Origin of the sequence: Pantoea sp. B550 (genome assembly GCF_024158165.1) — a bacterium.
Taxonomy (GTDB): domain Bacteria; phylum Pseudomonadota; class Gammaproteobacteria; order Enterobacterales; family Enterobacteriaceae; genus Pantoea; species Pantoea alfalfae.
In genome coordinates this window covers 100473-115756 of sequence record NZ_JAMYXI010000003.1, presented here as the reverse complement: position 1 = coordinate 115756, position 15284 = coordinate 100473, and the positions used below count along the sequence as shown (strand labels likewise).

12 protein-coding genes, 1 pseudogene and 1 other annotated feature are annotated in these 15284 nt (G+C 53.2%); of the genes and pseudogenes, 7 read left to right on the top strand and 6 right to left on the bottom strand.

Features of this window, described 5'->3' with window-relative positions; genetic code table 11:
• Window positions 1–2 precede the first annotated feature (2 nt).
• Together trpD and NIM72_RS03580 are read right to left on the bottom strand one after the other, a co-directional pair.
• A pseudogene (trpD, locus tag NIM72_RS03585) lies at window positions 3–1597 on the bottom strand (bifunctional anthranilate synthase glutamate amidotransferase component TrpG/anthranilate phosphoribosyltransferase TrpD).
• Window positions 1597–3162 (bottom strand): anthranilate synthase component 1, encoded by a 1566-nt coding sequence (locus NIM72_RS03580; protein ID WP_222925411.1) that lies wholly within the window; start codon window positions 3160–3162, stop codon window positions 1597–1599. Before NIM72_RS03580 ends, trpD begins: the two are co-directional and overlap by 1 nt.
• A 23-nt stretch (window positions 3163–3185) precedes the next feature.
• Window positions 3186–3287: a sequence feature (Trp leader region), on the bottom strand.
• 120 nt (window positions 3288–3407) lie between these two features.
• On the opposite strand from NIM72_RS03580, the gene NIM72_RS03575 reads away from it, so the two are divergent.
• Both NIM72_RS03575 and NIM72_RS03570 read left to right on the top strand, forming a co-directional pair.
• Window positions 3408–4325 carry a PHP domain-containing protein gene (locus NIM72_RS03575; RefSeq protein WP_253421985.1) on the top strand — a complete coding sequence of 306 codons (918 nt, stop codon included), beginning with the start codon at window positions 3408–3410 and terminating at the stop codon, window positions 4323–4325.
• Between the two features lie 12 nt (window positions 4326–4337).
• Window positions 4338–4958, top strand: a complete 621-nt coding sequence (locus NIM72_RS03570) for an L-threonylcarbamoyladenylate synthase (protein WP_013358020.1) — start codon at window positions 4338–4340, stop codon at window positions 4956–4958.
• Window positions 4959–4970: 12 nt separating this feature from the next.
• Here the strand turns inward: NIM72_RS03570 and NIM72_RS03565 are convergent, their stop codons facing one another.
• Window positions 4971–5618: a serine protease gene (locus tag NIM72_RS03565; protein WP_161736502.1), complete on the bottom strand. Its 648-nt coding sequence runs from the start codon at window positions 5616–5618 to the stop codon at window positions 4971–4973.
• 781 nt (window positions 5619–6399) lie between these two features.
• On the opposite strand from NIM72_RS03565, the gene rluB reads away from it, so the two are divergent.
• Window positions 6400–7290 carry a 23S rRNA pseudouridine(2605) synthase RluB gene (gene rluB, locus NIM72_RS03560; RefSeq protein WP_061062581.1) on the top strand — a complete coding sequence of 297 codons (891 nt, stop codon included), beginning with the start codon at window positions 6400–6402 and terminating at the stop codon, window positions 7288–7290.
• A gap of 54 nt (window positions 7291–7344) precedes the next feature.
• On the opposite strand, the gene cobO is transcribed toward rluB, so the two are convergent.
• Together cobO and NIM72_RS03550 are read right to left on the bottom strand one after the other, a co-directional pair.
• The gene (gene cobO, locus NIM72_RS03555) at window positions 7345–7935 is read right to left on the bottom strand and encodes a cob(I)yrinic acid a,c-diamide adenosyltransferase (protein ID WP_161736501.1); all 591 of its coding nucleotides are present in this window, start codon (window positions 7933–7935) and stop codon (window positions 7345–7347) included.
• Window positions 7935–8696: a YciK family oxidoreductase gene (locus NIM72_RS03550; RefSeq protein ID WP_222925413.1), complete on the bottom strand. Its 762-nt coding sequence runs from the start codon at window positions 8694–8696 to the stop codon at window positions 7935–7937. Before NIM72_RS03550 ends, cobO begins: the two co-directional genes overlap by 1 nt.
• A gap of 170 nt (window positions 8697–8866) precedes the next feature.
• Between NIM72_RS03550 and sohB the strand changes: the two genes are divergently transcribed.
• Window positions 8867–9913, top strand: coding sequence for a protease SohB (gene sohB, locus NIM72_RS03545; RefSeq protein WP_161736499.1), 1047 nt, complete (start codon window positions 8867–8869; stop codon window positions 9911–9913).
• A gap of 27 nt (window positions 9914–9940) precedes the next feature.
• Here sohB and NIM72_RS03540 read toward each other — a convergent pair whose 3' ends face one another.
• Window positions 9941–10189 (bottom strand): YciN family protein, encoded by a 249-nt coding sequence (locus NIM72_RS03540; RefSeq protein WP_150015109.1) that lies wholly within the window; start codon window positions 10187–10189, stop codon window positions 9941–9943.
• Between the two features lie 371 nt (window positions 10190–10560).
• Here NIM72_RS03540 and topA point away from each other — a divergent pair, with 371 nt between their 5' ends.
• From topA to NIM72_RS03525, 3 genes are all read left to right on the top strand, one after another.
• Window positions 10561–13185, top strand: a complete 2625-nt coding sequence (gene topA, locus NIM72_RS03535) for a type I DNA topoisomerase (protein WP_161736498.1) — start codon at window positions 10561–10563, stop codon at window positions 13183–13185.
• Between the two features lie 259 nt (window positions 13186–13444).
• Window positions 13445–14419: an HTH-type transcriptional regulator CysB gene (gene cysB / locus NIM72_RS03530; protein WP_013358012.1), complete on the top strand. Its 975-nt coding sequence runs from the start codon at window positions 13445–13447 to the stop codon at window positions 14417–14419.
• 496 nt (window positions 14420–14915) lie between these two features.
• Entirely contained in the window at window positions 14916–15074 is a 159-nt protein-coding gene (locus NIM72_RS03525) for a YmiA family putative membrane protein (RefSeq protein WP_003853864.1), read from the top strand.
• Window positions 15075–15284: the final 210 nt, after the last annotated feature.

Sequence of the window (15284 nt, the reverse complement as noted above, 5' to 3'; positions counted from 1 at the left end):
GATTATCCTCTTGCTGCCAGTGCGACAACACGCTCATAAGCCTGTCCGCTGCGGATGGCGTTAAGCGCCTGCTGTGCGTTTTCACGCAGATCTTCCTGACCGAATACTTTAAGCAACATCGCCACGTTGACGGCGACCGCCTCCTCATGGGCCTGCTGGCCATTACCCTGGAGTAAAGCCGTCAGAATGTCACGATTTTCTTCCGGCGTGCCGCCCGCCAGCGCCTCTTTGGGATGGAAGCCAAAACCAAAGTCTTCCGGCGAGAGCTGATAGCGGGTAATTTCCCCTTCACGCAGCTCAGCCACATGGGTCACATCGTGCAGCGCCACTTCATCCATGCCGCCACCGTGAACCACCGCGGCGCGCTGATAACCCAGTACTTTCAGGGTCTGCGCAATCGGCAGCACCAGTTCCGGGCTGTAGACGCCAATCACCGCCAGTGGCGGGCGCGCCGGGTTGATTAATGGGCCTAACACGTTGAACAGCGTGCGGGTCTTCAGCTGCTGGCGCACTGGCATCGCGTGGCGAAAGCCGGTGTGATACTGCGGCGCAAACAGGAAGCAGACGTTAAGGTCGTCCAGCGCCTGACGCGCCCGGTCAGCGGGCATATCAAGGTTGATTCCAAAGGCGGCCAGCAGGTCAGACGAGCCCGATTTACTGGAGACGCTGCGGTTGCCGTGCTTCGCCACTTTCAGACCGCAGGTTGCGGCAACAAAGGCGCTGGCCGTGGAGATATTAATGCTGTTACTGCCATCGCCGCCGGTGCCGACGATGTCGGCAAACGCGTATTCCGGGCGGGGAAACGGTTTAGCATCTTCCAGCAGCGCCGTCGCGGCTCCGGCGATCTCTTCCGGTGTTTCACCGCGTACTTTCATGGCGATCAGCGCGGCAGCGAGCTGCGTTGGCTCCAGCTGTCCGGTAATAATGGCGCTGAATAGCTGATGACTCTCCGCCTGATTCAGCGTCTGCGCCTGGTAAAGTTTTTCCAGTGTCTGTTGCATGATTATTCTCCCTGTTACTTTGCCAGCGCCCAGGCCAGCGTCTGCTCAAGCAGGCGCGCGCCCTGAGAAGTCAAAATCGATTCAGGATGGAACTGAAACCCGCAGACGCGATCGGTTTCATGACGAACCGCCATCACCATCCCGTTAAAGCTGGCGTTGACTGTCAGCTCATCCGGCGTGTTGCTGCCCACCAGCGAGTGATAGCGCGCCACCGGCAGTGGATTACTCAGGCCGGCAAACATCGCCTCGTCGTCATGGACGATAGACGAGGCTTTGCCGTGCAGGATTTCGCCCGCCTGGCCTACATGGCCGCCATAGGCTTCCACAATCGCCTGATGGCCCAGGCAGATGCCGATAATCGGCAGACGTCCACGCAGCACCCGCAGCAGTTCCGGCATACAACCGGCATCTTTTGGTGCGCCGGGACCCGGTGACAGCATCAGCACCGGATCTTCCATCCGCTCCAGCTGTGCAATTAGCAGTTCAGCGGGCAGGTTGTTGCGGTAGATCACCACGTTGTGACCAAAGGTCCGCAGCTGATCAACCAGGTTATAGGTAAAAGAGTCGATGTTATCGAGCAGCAGAATATCGGCCATCAGAAGATCTCCTTGCAGTGATGGGCAGTCGCGATAGCGCGCAGAACGGCACGGGCTTTATTGCGGCTTTCATCCGCTTCAGCCTGCGGATTCGAATCCAGCACCACACCAGCGCCCGCCTGAACGGTGGCGACGCCATCTTCGACATAGGCCGAACGAATAACGATGCAGGTGTCGAGATCCCCCTGCGCGGTGAAGTAGCCCACCGCGCCACCATAGCTGCCGCGACGGGTGCGTTCAGCACCGGCAATCAGTTGCATAGCGCGAACTTTTGGCGCACCGCTCAGCGTGCCCATGTTCATACAGGCGCGATAGGCGTGCAGCACGTCGAGGTCGGCGCGCAGCGTGCCGACGACGCGGGAAACCAGATGCATCACGAACGAGTAGCGATCAACTTTGGTCAGGTCAGCCACGTAGCGGCTGCCTGGCACGCAGATGCGCGCCAGATCGTTACGCGCCAGATCCACCAGCATCAGATGTTCAGCCAGCTCTTTATGGTCGGTGCGCATCTCCAGCTCAATGCGGCTGTCGAGATCGCGGTCCAGTGAGCCATCGGCATGGCGACCACGTGGACGGGTACCGGCAATGGGGTAGATCTCAATCTGACGAGAGGTCGCGTCATACTTCAGCGAGCTTTCCGGCGATGCGCCAAACAGGGAGAAATCCTGATCCTGCATAAAGAACATATACGGGCTTGGATTGCTGTTTTTCAGCGTGTCATAGGCGGCCAGCGGTGACGGGCACGGCAGTGAGAAGCGGCGTGATGGCACGACCTGGAAAATTTCACCGATGCGAATCGCCTGCTGCATGGTGCGAACCACATCACAATACTCTTCATCGCTCTGGCTGGTGGTCAGCGTCATCTGTTCGACCTTTTGTACCGGCAGCGCAGGCGCTGGCTGCAGCATCTGGCCGTGCAGTTGCTCAATACGGCGTTGCAGACGCTGGAACTCGCTGGTGGACGGGCAGAACAGGCTGGCCTGCAGACGCGCACTGCGGGTCTGGTGATCGATCACCAGTAACGTCTCTGCCAGGTAGAAACAGTAGTCGGGGCAGCGTTGCTGATTATCCAGTTCCGGCAGGGTTTCAAAACCAGCCACCAGGTCATAGGCAAACAGGCCACCCAGCAGCACGGCTTCGCGCTCGTCGGCAGAGGCGTTAACCAGCTGTGGAATCAGACGCAGTGCATCAAACACCGAGAGTGCTTTGAGACGGGAATCTTCGTCCTGATGCGGATCGGTGCTCTGCGGAAAAGTCAGCTCACGTCCATCGGGACGGACCTGATTGCTGACGGAAGCGGGCAGGGCCTCATCCAGCAGCGGCAGCACGGCACGGCCATTTTCTGACAGCGCCTGAACGATAACCGTATTACCCATGGCGCTGATACGCAGCGCGCTGTCGACAATCAGCAGACTTTTTAAATTACGCTTGCTGTCGATATCCGCAGATTCGAGCAGCAGGGTTGCCGGACGTGCGCCGCACAGCTGGTGAAACACTGCGGCCGGATCTTCGCGGTAAGGCGCGGTGCCGGTAATCAACTTCACTGTAGGTTTCGCATTTGGCATGATGATTTCTCTGAATTTCGCTCAAAAAAAAGCCCGCTCGGTGGCGGGCTCAGGTATTAGCACAGCGTTTACGCAAAGTGTGCACGATCCTGTCGCCCGTTTTCGGGAACATTGCGCCAACCGTTTAAATGCGTGATTACAACAGCCATGATTGAATACCCGTTACGTGTGAACTTGTGTACTAGTTAACGGGTTCATGGCGTAAATGTCAATACACTTTTTCACTGACCGTGAAAATCGTTATCATGCTGGCCGGTTTAGTTTTAGCAGGAGTTCTCTTGAGCGATATCGCCCGTTTCCCGGTTTATGATTTACACAGCCACACGCGCGCCTCCGATGGCTTACTGACGCCAGCCGCGCTGGTGCAGCGAGCCGTTGAGATGCGCGTGGGCGTACTGGCGATCACCGATCACGACAGCGTTGCAGGGGTAGAGGAAGCGCAGCAAACGGCACGCGACCAAGATTTACCAATAAAAGTGCTGCCCGGGGCAGAGATCTCCACGCTGTGGGAGAACCATGAGATTCACATCGTCGGCCTGAACATTGATATTCACCATCCGGCGATGGTGACCTTTCTGGCCGGACAACATGACTGCCGCCGGACGCGGGCGCAAGAGATTGGTGAGCGACTCGCGAAGGCACGTATCCCGGATGCGCTGGCGGGTGCGATGCGTCTGGCTGATGGCGGCGTCATTACCCGTGGTCACTTTGCCCGCTTCCTGATTGAGCAGGGCAAAGCGGACAATATGGTACAGGTATTCAAAAATTATCTGGCGCGTGGCAAAACCGGCTACGTGCCGCCACAATGGTGTACAATTAAACAAGCCATTGATGCGATTCATCATTCTGGTGGGTGTGCCGTGCTGGCGCATCCTGGCCGATATGGCTTATCGGCGAAGTGGCTCAAACGGCTGGTCGCCCATTTCCGCGAGGCGGGCGGCGATGCGATGGAAGTCGCGCAGTGCCAGCAGCCACCCAATGAGCGTACAACGCTGGCACAATATGCCAGAGATAATGCACTGGCCGCATCACAAGGTTCTGATTTTCATCAACCCTGCCCGTGGATTGAACTGGGTCGTAAACTCTGGCTGCCCGCAGCGGTTGAGCCGGTCTGGGAACGCTTCCCGGATCTCGCGCCCGGCCTGACAATCACGGAAAGGTGACACGAGGTTTCTATGAGTCAATTGTTTCACATTCATCCGGACAATCCCCAGCCACGGCTGATTAACCAGGCGGTCGACTACCTGAACAAAGGCAGCGTCATTGTCTATCCCACCGATTCCGGCTATGCGCTGGGCTGTCGGCTGGAAGAGAAGGGCGCGATGGAGCGGATTTGCCGTATCCGTCAGCTCGACGGGCACCACAACTTCACCCTGATGTGCCGGGATCTCTCTGAGCTGTCGGTTTATTCGCAGGTGGGTAACTCGGCTTTTCGTCTGCTGAAAAACAATACGCCAGGCAACTACACCTTTATTCTCAAGGCGACCAAAGAAGTGCCGCGTCGCCTGATGAATGAAAAGCGTAAGACCATTGGTCTGCGCGTGCCCTCCAATCCGGTAGCGCTGGCGCTGCTGGAAGCGCTGAATCAGCCGATGATGTCGACCTCATTGATTCTGCCAGGCAACGATTTTACCGAGTCAGACCCGGAAGAGATCCAGCACAGCATTGGTAAGCTGGTCGATCTGATCATCGACGGTGGTACGCTGGGTCAGCAGCCGACCACGGTGGTCGATCTGACCACCGATTCGCCGGAAATCGTGCGTGAAGGCGTGGGCGATACCCGCCCGTTCCTGTAATTACGTCGGGCTTCAGACACCGCGCGTCGGTGTCTGAGCCAGATTCGACTCTAACCAGTTCTTAAACTGACCGTAAGGAATATAAAGTGATACATCTTTGAGGATCACTTTGTTATTACGCCCATTCCTGATCGAGTCAGAATAGCCAACAATAACGCCGCCCAGCGTATCATCCCGGTTATACACGCCACCGCCAGACATTCCCTGAACGACGCCCGCATTCGAGGCCATCGCTAAGCAGGGACTTTTATTCCATTTATTCCGAATAGCCGTGCGGGCTAAATTAACCCCGGACGATTCAACCGGCATCGCTGAAATAAAGCTGTAGCCATACATTTTAACTGGATCACCGATGTCACTGCTGCGGAACTTAGTCAGCGTGCTGGCATCATTCTTGTGATAAATAATCGCAAGGTCGCAATAAGGGTGATAAGACTTAACGCGCTGCACGGCGGTTTTAGCCACGTGCGCAGCCGTAAGGCTATATTCAGGCGTCAGAGGAATGCTGGTGCCCAGTGTGCCCAGACCGAGGATCGTCGGAATGCCTGTCACGCTCATATCTACGTGCTGCATCGCCGTACGACTGTACTCGGTGTGGCCCACGGAACACCCGCTCAGCACCAGTGCAGCAAGCACCGGGCTCAGAAACAGGTTTCTCATGATGTTTTTCTTTATTCAGGCATGTCGGGAAATCCCTGGTGAAGATTTTTGACATGCAAGCAAGGTTCATCACTGAACCGTATTAACGCAACAACTCCGGATGCGCCGGTTTATTGGATTAATGTAAAAACACTATTTTTATTAACGAATCAATTAAGCAAGACTCAAATGTCGCAAGAACGCTTTATCGCGTGCTTTGCTTTTTTATTATGCTGCCGTGATAAAGTGTATCAGCTTAATAATGTCGTACAATTTATTAAAGCTAATAACAATCAAATTGCATGAGAAATAAGGTTTTAAATCAATCTGCATTAGGAATAATCTGACTTTTTGATTTTGGCAGTGCATACGGAATGATTAAATTCAATTAACCAGCATTTTATGCTGTCTTTGATATTTTTTTTAGATGTTATAAAGCCCGGTAAGAGTGATGGAAGTGTAAGATAGCGTTAAGGTTTTATTCTCAGAATATCGCGTTGATGAAAAACGGGTGGTTAGAAAATTTAATAGTGATCAGCTATAAAGTTTTTGATACACGCGTTTTATTAAACATATTCTCTTACCATACGCCGCGTTTTTTATTAAATCAGCAGCAAGGATTATCAGAGCTCAAACTATGAGAGGTTAACCTTTCTTTATTTACGATGGCACTATCCATAAAGGGCGTTACTTCAGCGTTAAATGCCTGTATAATGGGGCAAACTTGCTAAGTTAACTTATTGATTTAGAAAGGATTATCACCCAATCATGACGCCTGGGAAGGCGACAAAGAGGAAGCTCAATGAGCGAAAAGTTACAGAAAGTCTTAGCGCGTGCCGGACATGGCTCGCGTCGTGAAATCGAATCAATGATTGCTGCCGGCCGTGTCAGCGTTGACGGCAAAATCGCCACCCTGGGCGACCGCGTCGAAAGCAGCAAATCTCTGAAAATCCGTATTGATGGCCATCTGGTATCGATTGCTGAATCAGCAACCGAAGTTTGCCGCGTGCTGGCTTACTACAAACCGGAAGGTGAACTCTGTACCCGCAGCGATCCTGAAGGCCGCCCGACGGTGTTTGACCGTCTGCCTCGTCTGCGCGGTTCACGCTGGATTGCCGTTGGCCGTCTGGATGTGAACACCTGTGGTCTGATGCTCTTCACTACCGACGGTGAACTGGCGAACCGCCTGATGCATCCGAGCCGTGAAGTGGAACGTGAGTATGCGGTGCGCGTGTTTGGTCAGGTAGACGACGATAAAATTCGTCAGCTGAGCAAGGGCGTTCAGCTGGAAGATGGCCCGGCTGCGTTTAAAACCCTGAAGTTTGGCGGCGGAGAAGGCATTAACCAGTGGTACAACGTCACTCTGACGGAAGGACGTAACCGTGAGGTGCGTCGTTTATGGGAGGCGGTCGGCGTACAGGTCAGTCGTCTGATGCGCGTTCGCTATGGCGATATCACCTTACCAAAAGGCCTGCCGCGCGGCGGCTGGACCGAACTGGATCTGCCTGCGGTGAACTACCTGCGTAACCTGGTGGAGCTGGATGATGAAACGGTCACCAAGCTGGTGGTCGAAAAAGATCGTCGTCGCACCAAGGCGAACCAGATTCGTCGTGCAGTAAAACGTCACAGTAAAGTGAGCAGCACGCCACGTGCGCCACGCCGCAATCCGGGCAGCAAACGTAACGCCGGTTAATATCGTTGCCCGATCGCTAAAAACGCAGCCCCAGGGCTGCGTTTTCTTTTTATGTTACCAGTCAATTCCCTGCTGAGCCTGTATACCGGCATCAAAGGCGTGCTTCACCGGCCGCATTTCCGTCACCGTATCCGCCATTTCAGTCAGGCGACGATGACAGCCACGTCCGGTAATGATGACGCTCTGATGCGCCGGGCGCTGTTGCAGGGCAGTGATCAGATCGTCCAGCGGCAGATAATCCATGCTGACCATATAGGTTATTTCGTCGAGCACGACCAAATCGAGCTGCGTATCGGCCAGCATCCGTTTTGCATGCTGCCACACGGCCAGACAGGCGGCAGTATCCGTTTCGCGGTTCTGTGTGTCCCATGTGAAACCGGTTGCCATCACCTGAAACTCAACACCATGCTGTTCCAGCAGGTTACGCTCACCATTCGGCCAGTCCCCTTTAATGAACTGAACAGCCGCTGCGCGTTTACCGTGTCCGGTGGCGCGCAGGGCGGTACCAAAAGCCGCAGTGGTTTTGCCTTTGCCATTGCCGGTAAACACCATCAGGATGCCACGCACCTCGGTGGCTGCTGCAATCCGCGCATCGACCTGCTCCTTCAGGCGCTGCTGACGCTGCTGATGACGATCGTCAGCCATTACTCTGCGGCTCCGGGTTTTCTGCCCGGCTGCGCATCAAAGCTGATACCGGTTTTGCGCCGGCTGTCATCACCCATCAGATAAAGATAGAGCGGCATCAGATCGGCAGGCGTTTTCAGCTTGTTAGCATCTTCCTGTGGGAAGGCGCTGGCGCGCATTTTGGTCCGCGTTCCACCCGGATTAATGCAGTTCACCCGCAATGCCTGCGTTTTATACTCATCGGCCAGTACCTGCATCATCCCTTCGGTGGCAAATTTAGAGACGGCGTAAGCGCCCCAGCCCGCGCGACCGGTACGGCCAACGCTGGAGGTGGTAAAGACCAGTGAACCGGCATCTGACTTTAACAGCAACGGCAACAGCGCCTGGGTCAGGAAGAAGGTGGCGTCCAGGTTGATGTTCATCACCTGCTGCCAGATCTGAGGGTCGAGTTCCGCCAGCGGAACGATTTCACCAAGGATACCGGCATTGTGCAGCACGCCATCAAGGCGAGAAAACTGCTGTGACAGCTGTTCTGCTACCTGATGGCAACGTTCCGGCGTCGCTTCAGCCAGGTCGAACACGACGGTATGAGCAGCACATTTATTAAGTTGATCGATTGCCTCTTTAACCCGCTGAAGTTTCTCAGGGCTACGGCCCATCAGGATCACTTCAGCACCATAACGGGCATACGTCAGCGCCGCTTCCCGACCAATGCCATCTGAAGCACCCGTGACCAGGATAATACGGTGATTGAGCAGGTCGCTTTTCGGTTGATAATGCACAGCGGGGTCCTCCGGCGAAAACAACATGATTCCGCTTTATGCCCGAATTTACGAATGGGCGCAATCGCCAGACTACCCATTCTGTGCCGGCTGCTGGCATTTCAGGCGACGGAGCAGGGTAAAACGGCTAAACTGGCGAATTGTTTTTTATTCTTTGTGAAGGCGACCTGATGGATTTTATTTCAACGTATGGACTGTTTTTAGCGAAAGCGGTGACACTGGTGGTTGCCGTCGCTGCGATTGTCATGATTATCATGAATGCCGCGTTACGCAAACGGGCACAAAATGGTCAGCTTCGTCTGACCCATCTGGGTGATGACTATCAGCAGATGAAAGAGGATTTGCAGCTGGCAAAAATGAAGCCGCAGGCGCAGAAGGTCTGGCTGAAAAATCATAAAAAAAGTGAAAAGCTGAAAGCCAAAGCGGAAAAACAGGCGGCAAAGCAGGGACAGACAGACAGCGTTAAGCCCACGCTCTACGTACTTGATTTTAAAGGCAGCATGGACGCGGGTGAGGTGAGCTCACTGCGTGAAGAAATTTCAGCTGTGTTGGCGGTGAAGCAGCCTGGCGACGAAGTGCTGCTGCGCCTGGAAAGCCCAGGCGGCGTGGTGCATGGCTATGGCCTGGCAGCATCGCAGCTGCAGCGTCTGCGCGATGCGGGTCTGCACATCACGGCAGCCGTAGATAAAGTGGCAGCCAGCGGGGGCTACATGATGGCCTGCGTGGCCGATCGCATTGTGGCGGCACCGTTCTCGATCATTGGCTCCATCGGCGTGGTTGCGCAAATCCCTAACTTCAACCGCCTGCTGAAGCGTAACGATATTGATGTTGAGCTGCATACTGCCGGACAGTACAAGCGCACGCTGACGCTGTTCGGTGAGAATACCGAAGAAGGGCGCGAGAAATTTCAGGAAGATCTTGATGAAACGCACCTGCTGTTCAAGCAGTTTGTTCACCAGATGCGCCCGTCACTCGATATTGACCGGGTGGCAACCGGAGAGCACTGGTATGGTCGTCAGGCGCTGGATCTCGGCCTGATTGACGAAATCGGCACCAGCGATGACCTGATCATCCGTCAGATGGATCAATTCAGCGTACTTGGCGTGCATTATGCACGCCGGCGTAAAATGATGGACCGTTTTACCCAGAGCGCCGGCTCGGTGGCGGAACGGTTGCTGCTGAAACTCTGGCAGCGCGGCGAAAAGCCACTGCTTTGATGCGAAACCCGGCCTGTGCCGGGTTTTTTACTCCAGGTGATAGCGCGGCGACAGCTCCACAGCAAGGTATTTGAAGACGTTAAACACCGCTGTGGTTTTCGTGGTCGGCAGTCCATCCGCATCAAGAAAGAACGGTCCGCGAAAGACCAGCACATCCGCCTGCTGAATCACCTCATCCGCCTGCATGCCTGCTAAATAATCATCATGTTCTTTAATCAACGCATTGGCCTTTTCCAGCAACGCCTGACGGGAAATAGCCTGAGTCGATCTCTGCATTTATTCGCTCCTTTTTGACAGCATCCAAATTCTTTCTATATTACTGGCCTGTCTCGCACTGTGACAAATCGGTCTGAACGATGAAAACCTGGCGTAAGTTCGGGCTGAGTGCTAATTAAGTTGCGTAACAGATTTTATCAGGTAGAGTGTGGGCGATTCCGATTTCAGGGATTTTGCACCGGGATGTGCGAAGAGTTCAGATGGAAAAAGCACGCTTTATCATGCAGTTGCAGCAGGCCGCATCATCTGATCTGAGATTGACCCCTCCGCCTTGAAATGTTAAACAGGCGCAGCAATATTGAACCCACTGGGTTTTTGGGCATCCAATCCTCTCCCGTTAAGCAGGATGTTTTCATTAGGTAAAGGTAAATATGGGTAAAGCACTCGTTATTGTTGAGTCCCCGGCAAAGGCTAAAACAATCAATAAATACCTGGGTAGTGACTACGTGGTTAAATCCAGCGTAGGTCATATCCGGGATCTGCCGACCAGTGGTTCAACCGCGAAGAAGAGTGCTGACGCCTCGACAGATAAGAAAGTCAAAGACGCTTCAACTGACAAGAAAGTCAAAAAAGTTAAAAAAGATGAGAAAGCCGCACTCGTCAGCCGCATGGGTGTAGACCCCTATCACGGCTGGGAAGCGGATTATCAGATTCTGCCCGGCAAAGAGAAAGTGGTTGCTGAACTGAAGGCGTTAGCCGCTAATGCTGACCACATCTATCTCGCAACCGACCTTGACCGTGAAGGGGAAGCCATCGCCTGGCACCTGCGGGAAGTCATCGGTGGCGATGACTCGCGCTTCAGTCGTGTGGTCTTCAACGAAATCACCAAAAATGCGATTCGTCAGGCATTTGAAAAGCCGGGCGAACTGAATATTGACCGGGTAAATGCGCAGCAGGCGCGCCGTTTCATGGATCGCGTGGTGGGCTATATGGTCTCACCGCTGCTGTGGAAAAAAATCGCCCGTGGCCTCTCTGCCGGCCGTGTGCAATCTGTTGCGGTTCGCCTGGTGGTGGAACGTGAACGTGAAATCAAAGCCTTTGTTCCCGAAGAGTACTGGGAAGTTAATGCCGCATTGACCACGCCAAAAGGCGATGAACTGTCGATGGACGTGACGCACAAAGGTGACAAAGCCTTCCGTCCGGTCAATCGCGACGAGACCTATGCCGCGGTAGCGCTGCTGGAAAAAGCGCGTTATGAGATCGTCGACCGTGAAGATAAGCCGACCAGCAGCAAGCCGGGCGCACCTTACATCACCTCGACGCTGCAGCAAGCTGCCAGTACCCGTCTCGGCTTTGGCGTGAAGAAAACGATGATGATGGCTCAGCGCCTGTACGAAGCCGGTCACATCACTTATATGCGTACCGACTCAACCAACCTGAGTCAGGATGCGGTCGCCATGGCGCGTGGCTATATCGAAAGTCATTTCGGTAAAAAGTATCTGCCTGAAACCGCCATTACTTACGCCAGCAAAGAGAACTCCCAGGAAGCGCACGAAGCGATACGTCCTTCTGATGTGGAAGTGGTGGCGGAAAAGCTGAAGGATATGGAAGCGGATGCGCAGAAACTTTATCAGCTGATCTGGCGTCAGTTTGTTGCCTGTCAGATGACACCAGCAAAATATGATTCCAGCACCATTACAGCGGCGGCGGGTGAATTTAAACTCAAAGCGAAAGGCCGTATTCTGCGTTTCGATGGCTGGACCAAAGTCATGCCTGCGCTGCGTAAGAATGATGAAGATCGTACATTGCCAGCCGTCAGCGTGGGTGATGTTCTGGATCTGCAACAGCTTCTTCCGGGTCAGCACTTCACCAAGCCACCGGCGCGCTTCAGCGAAGCGTCACTGGTGCGTGAACTTGAGAAACGCGGCATCGGTCGTCCATCCACTTATGCGGCTATTACCTCGACCATTCAGGATCGTGGCTACGTGCGGGTAGAGAACCGTCGCTTCTATGCGGAAAAAATGGGTGAAATCGTTACCGATCGTCTGGAAGAGAACTTCCGCGAACTGATGAATTATGATTTCACCGCCCGCATGGAGAGCAGCCTCGATCAGGTAGCCAATAACGAGGCGCAATGGAAAGCGGTTCTCGATCACTTCTTCGCCGACTTTACTCAGCAGCTTGAACTGGCAGAGAAAGATCCTGAAGAAGGTGGCATGCAACCGAACCAGATGGTGCTGACCTCGATTGCGTGTCCGACCTGTAGTCGTCAGATGGGAATCCGTACCGCCAGCACCGGCGTTTTTCTGGGCTGCTCCGGCTATGCGCTGCCGCCTAAAGAGCGCTGCAAACAGACCATCAACCTGATTCCGGAAAATGAAGTCCTCAATATTCTGGAAGGCGATGATGCTGAAACTAACGCCCTGCGTGCCCGTCGACGCTGCCATAAGTGTGGCACCGCGATGGACAGCTACCTGATCGACAATGAACGTAAACTACACGTCTGTGGTAATAACCCGGAATGTGACGGTTACGAAATCGAGAAAGGCGAATTCCGCATCAAAGGCTATGACGGCCCGATAGTGGAGTGCGAGAAGTGTGGTTCGGAGATGCACCTGAAGATGGGACGCTTTGGTAAGTACATGGCGTGTACCAACGAAGAGTGCAAAAACACCCGCAAGATTCTGCGCAGTGGTGAAGTCGCACCGCCAAAAGAAGATCCTGTTCCACTGCCAGAACTGGCGTGTGAGAAGTCCGATGCTTACTTCGTGTTGCGTGACGGCGCAGCGGGTGTTTTCCTTGCGGCTAACACCTTCCCGAAATCACGCGAAACGCGTGCACCGCTGGTGGAGGAGCTTCAGCGCTTCAAAGATCGTCTGCCTGAGAAGTTGAAATATCTGGCCGACGCGCCAGCCGCCGATCCGGAAGGCAATAAAACGCTGGTGCGCTTCAGCCGCAAAACCAAACAGCAGTATGTTTCCTCTGAAAAAGAGGGTAAGGCAACCGGCTGGTCCGCCTTCTATATAGACGGAAAGTGGCAGGAAGCGAAAAAGTAATCCACACAGGCCAGCGTTTGCTGGCCTTCTTCTTACTGTTTTTACCCGATTTGACCACTGACACTGACAACGCACCACATTCAGGCCAGCGCTCGCTGGCCTTTTTCTGAGCCTTATATCAATCCGTTCTACTCTGTCACTTAAAATGATATAGTTGTTATAGCATTTCCGACCTTTCCTGATGCATAGCATTTCTTGACCCTTGCGACTATACGTCAAGCGGGGATGCGACTCTGTAACTTACCGGGATGGAATAGATATGAAATTACAGCAGTTGCGCTATATCGTCGAAGTGGTGAACCATAATCTCAATGTCTCTTCGACAGCGGAAGGTCTCTACACCTCTCAACCCGGCATCAGTAAACAGGTGCGTATGCTGGAAGATGAGCTGGGCGTGCAAATTTTTGCCCGCAGCGGTAAACATCTCACTCAGGTGACGCCTGCAGGCGAAGAGATCATCCGTATAGCGCGTGAAGTTCTCTCCAAAGTCGATGCGATCAAATCCGTTGCCGGCGAGCACACCTGGCCGGATAAAGGCTCGCTTTATGTCGCCACCACACATACCCAGGCACGTTACGCGCTGCCAGGCGTCATCAAAGGATTTATCGAGCGCTATCCGCGCGTCTCTTTACATATGCATCAGGGTTCGCCAACCCAGATCGCCGAAGCGGTTTCCAAAGGCAATGCGGACTTTGCCATAGCCACTGAAGCCCTGCATCTCTATGACGATCTCATCATGTTGCCGTGCTACCACTGGAACCGCGCGATTGTCGTCACGGCGGATCATCCGCTGGCCGGAAAAGGGCAGGTGAGCATCGAAGAGCTGGCTGAATATCCGCTGGTGACCTACACCTTTGGCTTTACCGGGCGCTCGGAACTCGATACGGCCTTTAATCGGGCAGGATTAACACCCCGCATCGTCTTCACCGCTACTGATGCCGACGTCATTAAAACCTATGTCCGTTTAGGTCTGGGCGTGGGGGTTATTGCCAGTATGGCGGTGGACCCGGTGGCCGATCCTGATCTGATTCGTATTGAAGCTGCCGATATCTTTACCAACAGTACTACCAAAATTGGCTTCCGCCGCAGCACCTTCCTTCGCAGCTATATGTATGATTTTATCCAGCGTTTTGCACCACACCTGACCCGAGACGTGGTGGATACCGCCGTGGCGCTGCGCTCAAATGAAGACATTGAGGCGATGTTCAAGGACATTAAGCTGCCATTTAAATAGCGTTGATGCTCTCCGCGACAACATAAGGCTGCCTGGTGCAGCCTTTTTTGTTGTCAGGCTTTAGCGCCAAATGAGAATCAAAAGTTTTTATGATTTTTTTGTAAATGAAACATTGATCACATGTTTTCCGGTTGGGCTTTCTTAAATGCGAAATACAACACACTTTTAACTATGTCACTTTGCGACTCGCCAGGATTATTCCCATACTCCAGTTAAGAGCTGATGTGTGGAGCCAGTAAACATAAGGTTCTTTAGATGTATCTTTAGTTTTAAATGGATCTGTTTTTAATTTAACTCAAATTTTTTAGCTGACTGTTTAATTAAATATTCGTTCGGGAGTTAATCATTTCTTACGTTATCGAAGCCTATTGATTAATACCGTTAATCGTTTTACTCAATAAAAATAACTGGATTTTTGGCCTTAACGCGTTTAGGATTCCTCCTAAATCTTAATCGATGTTATCAATCATTTTGTTGAGAGTGATTATCAAAAACTATGAATACACGACTGACTGTACAACCGGGTTTCCCGGCAAAAAGCACCAAGGTTGAGCGTACTGGCAATACCCGTCGCAATGCCTGGTTAACCGTATTCGCTGCCTCTGCGCTGTTCTGGGTAGTTGTAGCGTTAATGATTTGGCGTATCTGGGGCTAAAGCCATGTGGGCACATACACTCAGTCATAAACGTTCTTTGACCACGGGTCAGCACAAGCCAGTATCCTGTAAAGGAAAAGAAGCCCTTGCAAAGGACGAAAAAGTGTCTATCCCCGAGTCATGGGATTTGAGTGATAACCAGCGACTGTTTATAGAGTCGTTTCTGGATCCTGAAAACAAATAACGTTGTAAGACCATCTCTTCGTCATT

Excerpts from the sequence above, each read along its gene's own strand:
- cysB (WP_013358012.1), top strand. The coding sequence starts at position 13,445 with ATGAAATTACAGCAGTTGCGCTATATCGTCGAAGTGGTGAACCATAAT.
- NIM72_RS03540 (WP_150015109.1), bottom strand. The coding sequence starts at position 10,189 with ATGCAGAGATCGACTCAGGCTATTTCCCGTCAGGCGTTGCTGGAAAAG.
- NIM72_RS03565 (WP_161736502.1), bottom strand. The coding sequence starts at position 5,618 with ATGAGAAACCTGTTTCTGAGCCCGGTGCTTGCTGCACTGGTGCTGAGC.
- topA (WP_161736498.1), top strand. The coding sequence starts at position 10,561 with ATGGGTAAAGCACTCGTTATTGTTGAGTCCCCGGCAAAGGCTAAAACA.
- NIM72_RS03575 (WP_253421985.1), top strand. The coding sequence starts at position 3,408 with ATGCTGGCCGGTTTAGTTTTAGCAGGAGTTCTCTTGAGCGATATCGCC.
- NIM72_RS03525 (WP_003853864.1), top strand. The coding sequence starts at position 14,916 with ATGAATACACGACTGACTGTACAACCGGGTTTCCCGGCAAAAAGCACC.
- NIM72_RS03570 (WP_013358020.1), top strand. The coding sequence starts at position 4,338 with ATGAGTCAATTGTTTCACATTCATCCGGACAATCCCCAGCCACGGCTG.
- cobO (WP_161736501.1), bottom strand. The coding sequence starts at position 7,935 with ATGGCTGACGATCGTCATCAGCAGCGTCAGCAGCGCCTGAAGGAGCAG.
- rluB (WP_061062581.1), top strand. The coding sequence starts at position 6,400 with ATGAGCGAAAAGTTACAGAAAGTCTTAGCGCGTGCCGGACATGGCTCG.
- sohB (WP_161736499.1), top strand. The coding sequence starts at position 8,867 with ATGGATTTTATTTCAACGTATGGACTGTTTTTAGCGAAAGCGGTGACA.
- NIM72_RS03580 (WP_222925411.1), bottom strand. The coding sequence starts at position 3,162 with ATGCCAAATGCGAAACCTACAGTGAAGTTGATTACCGGCACCGCGCCT.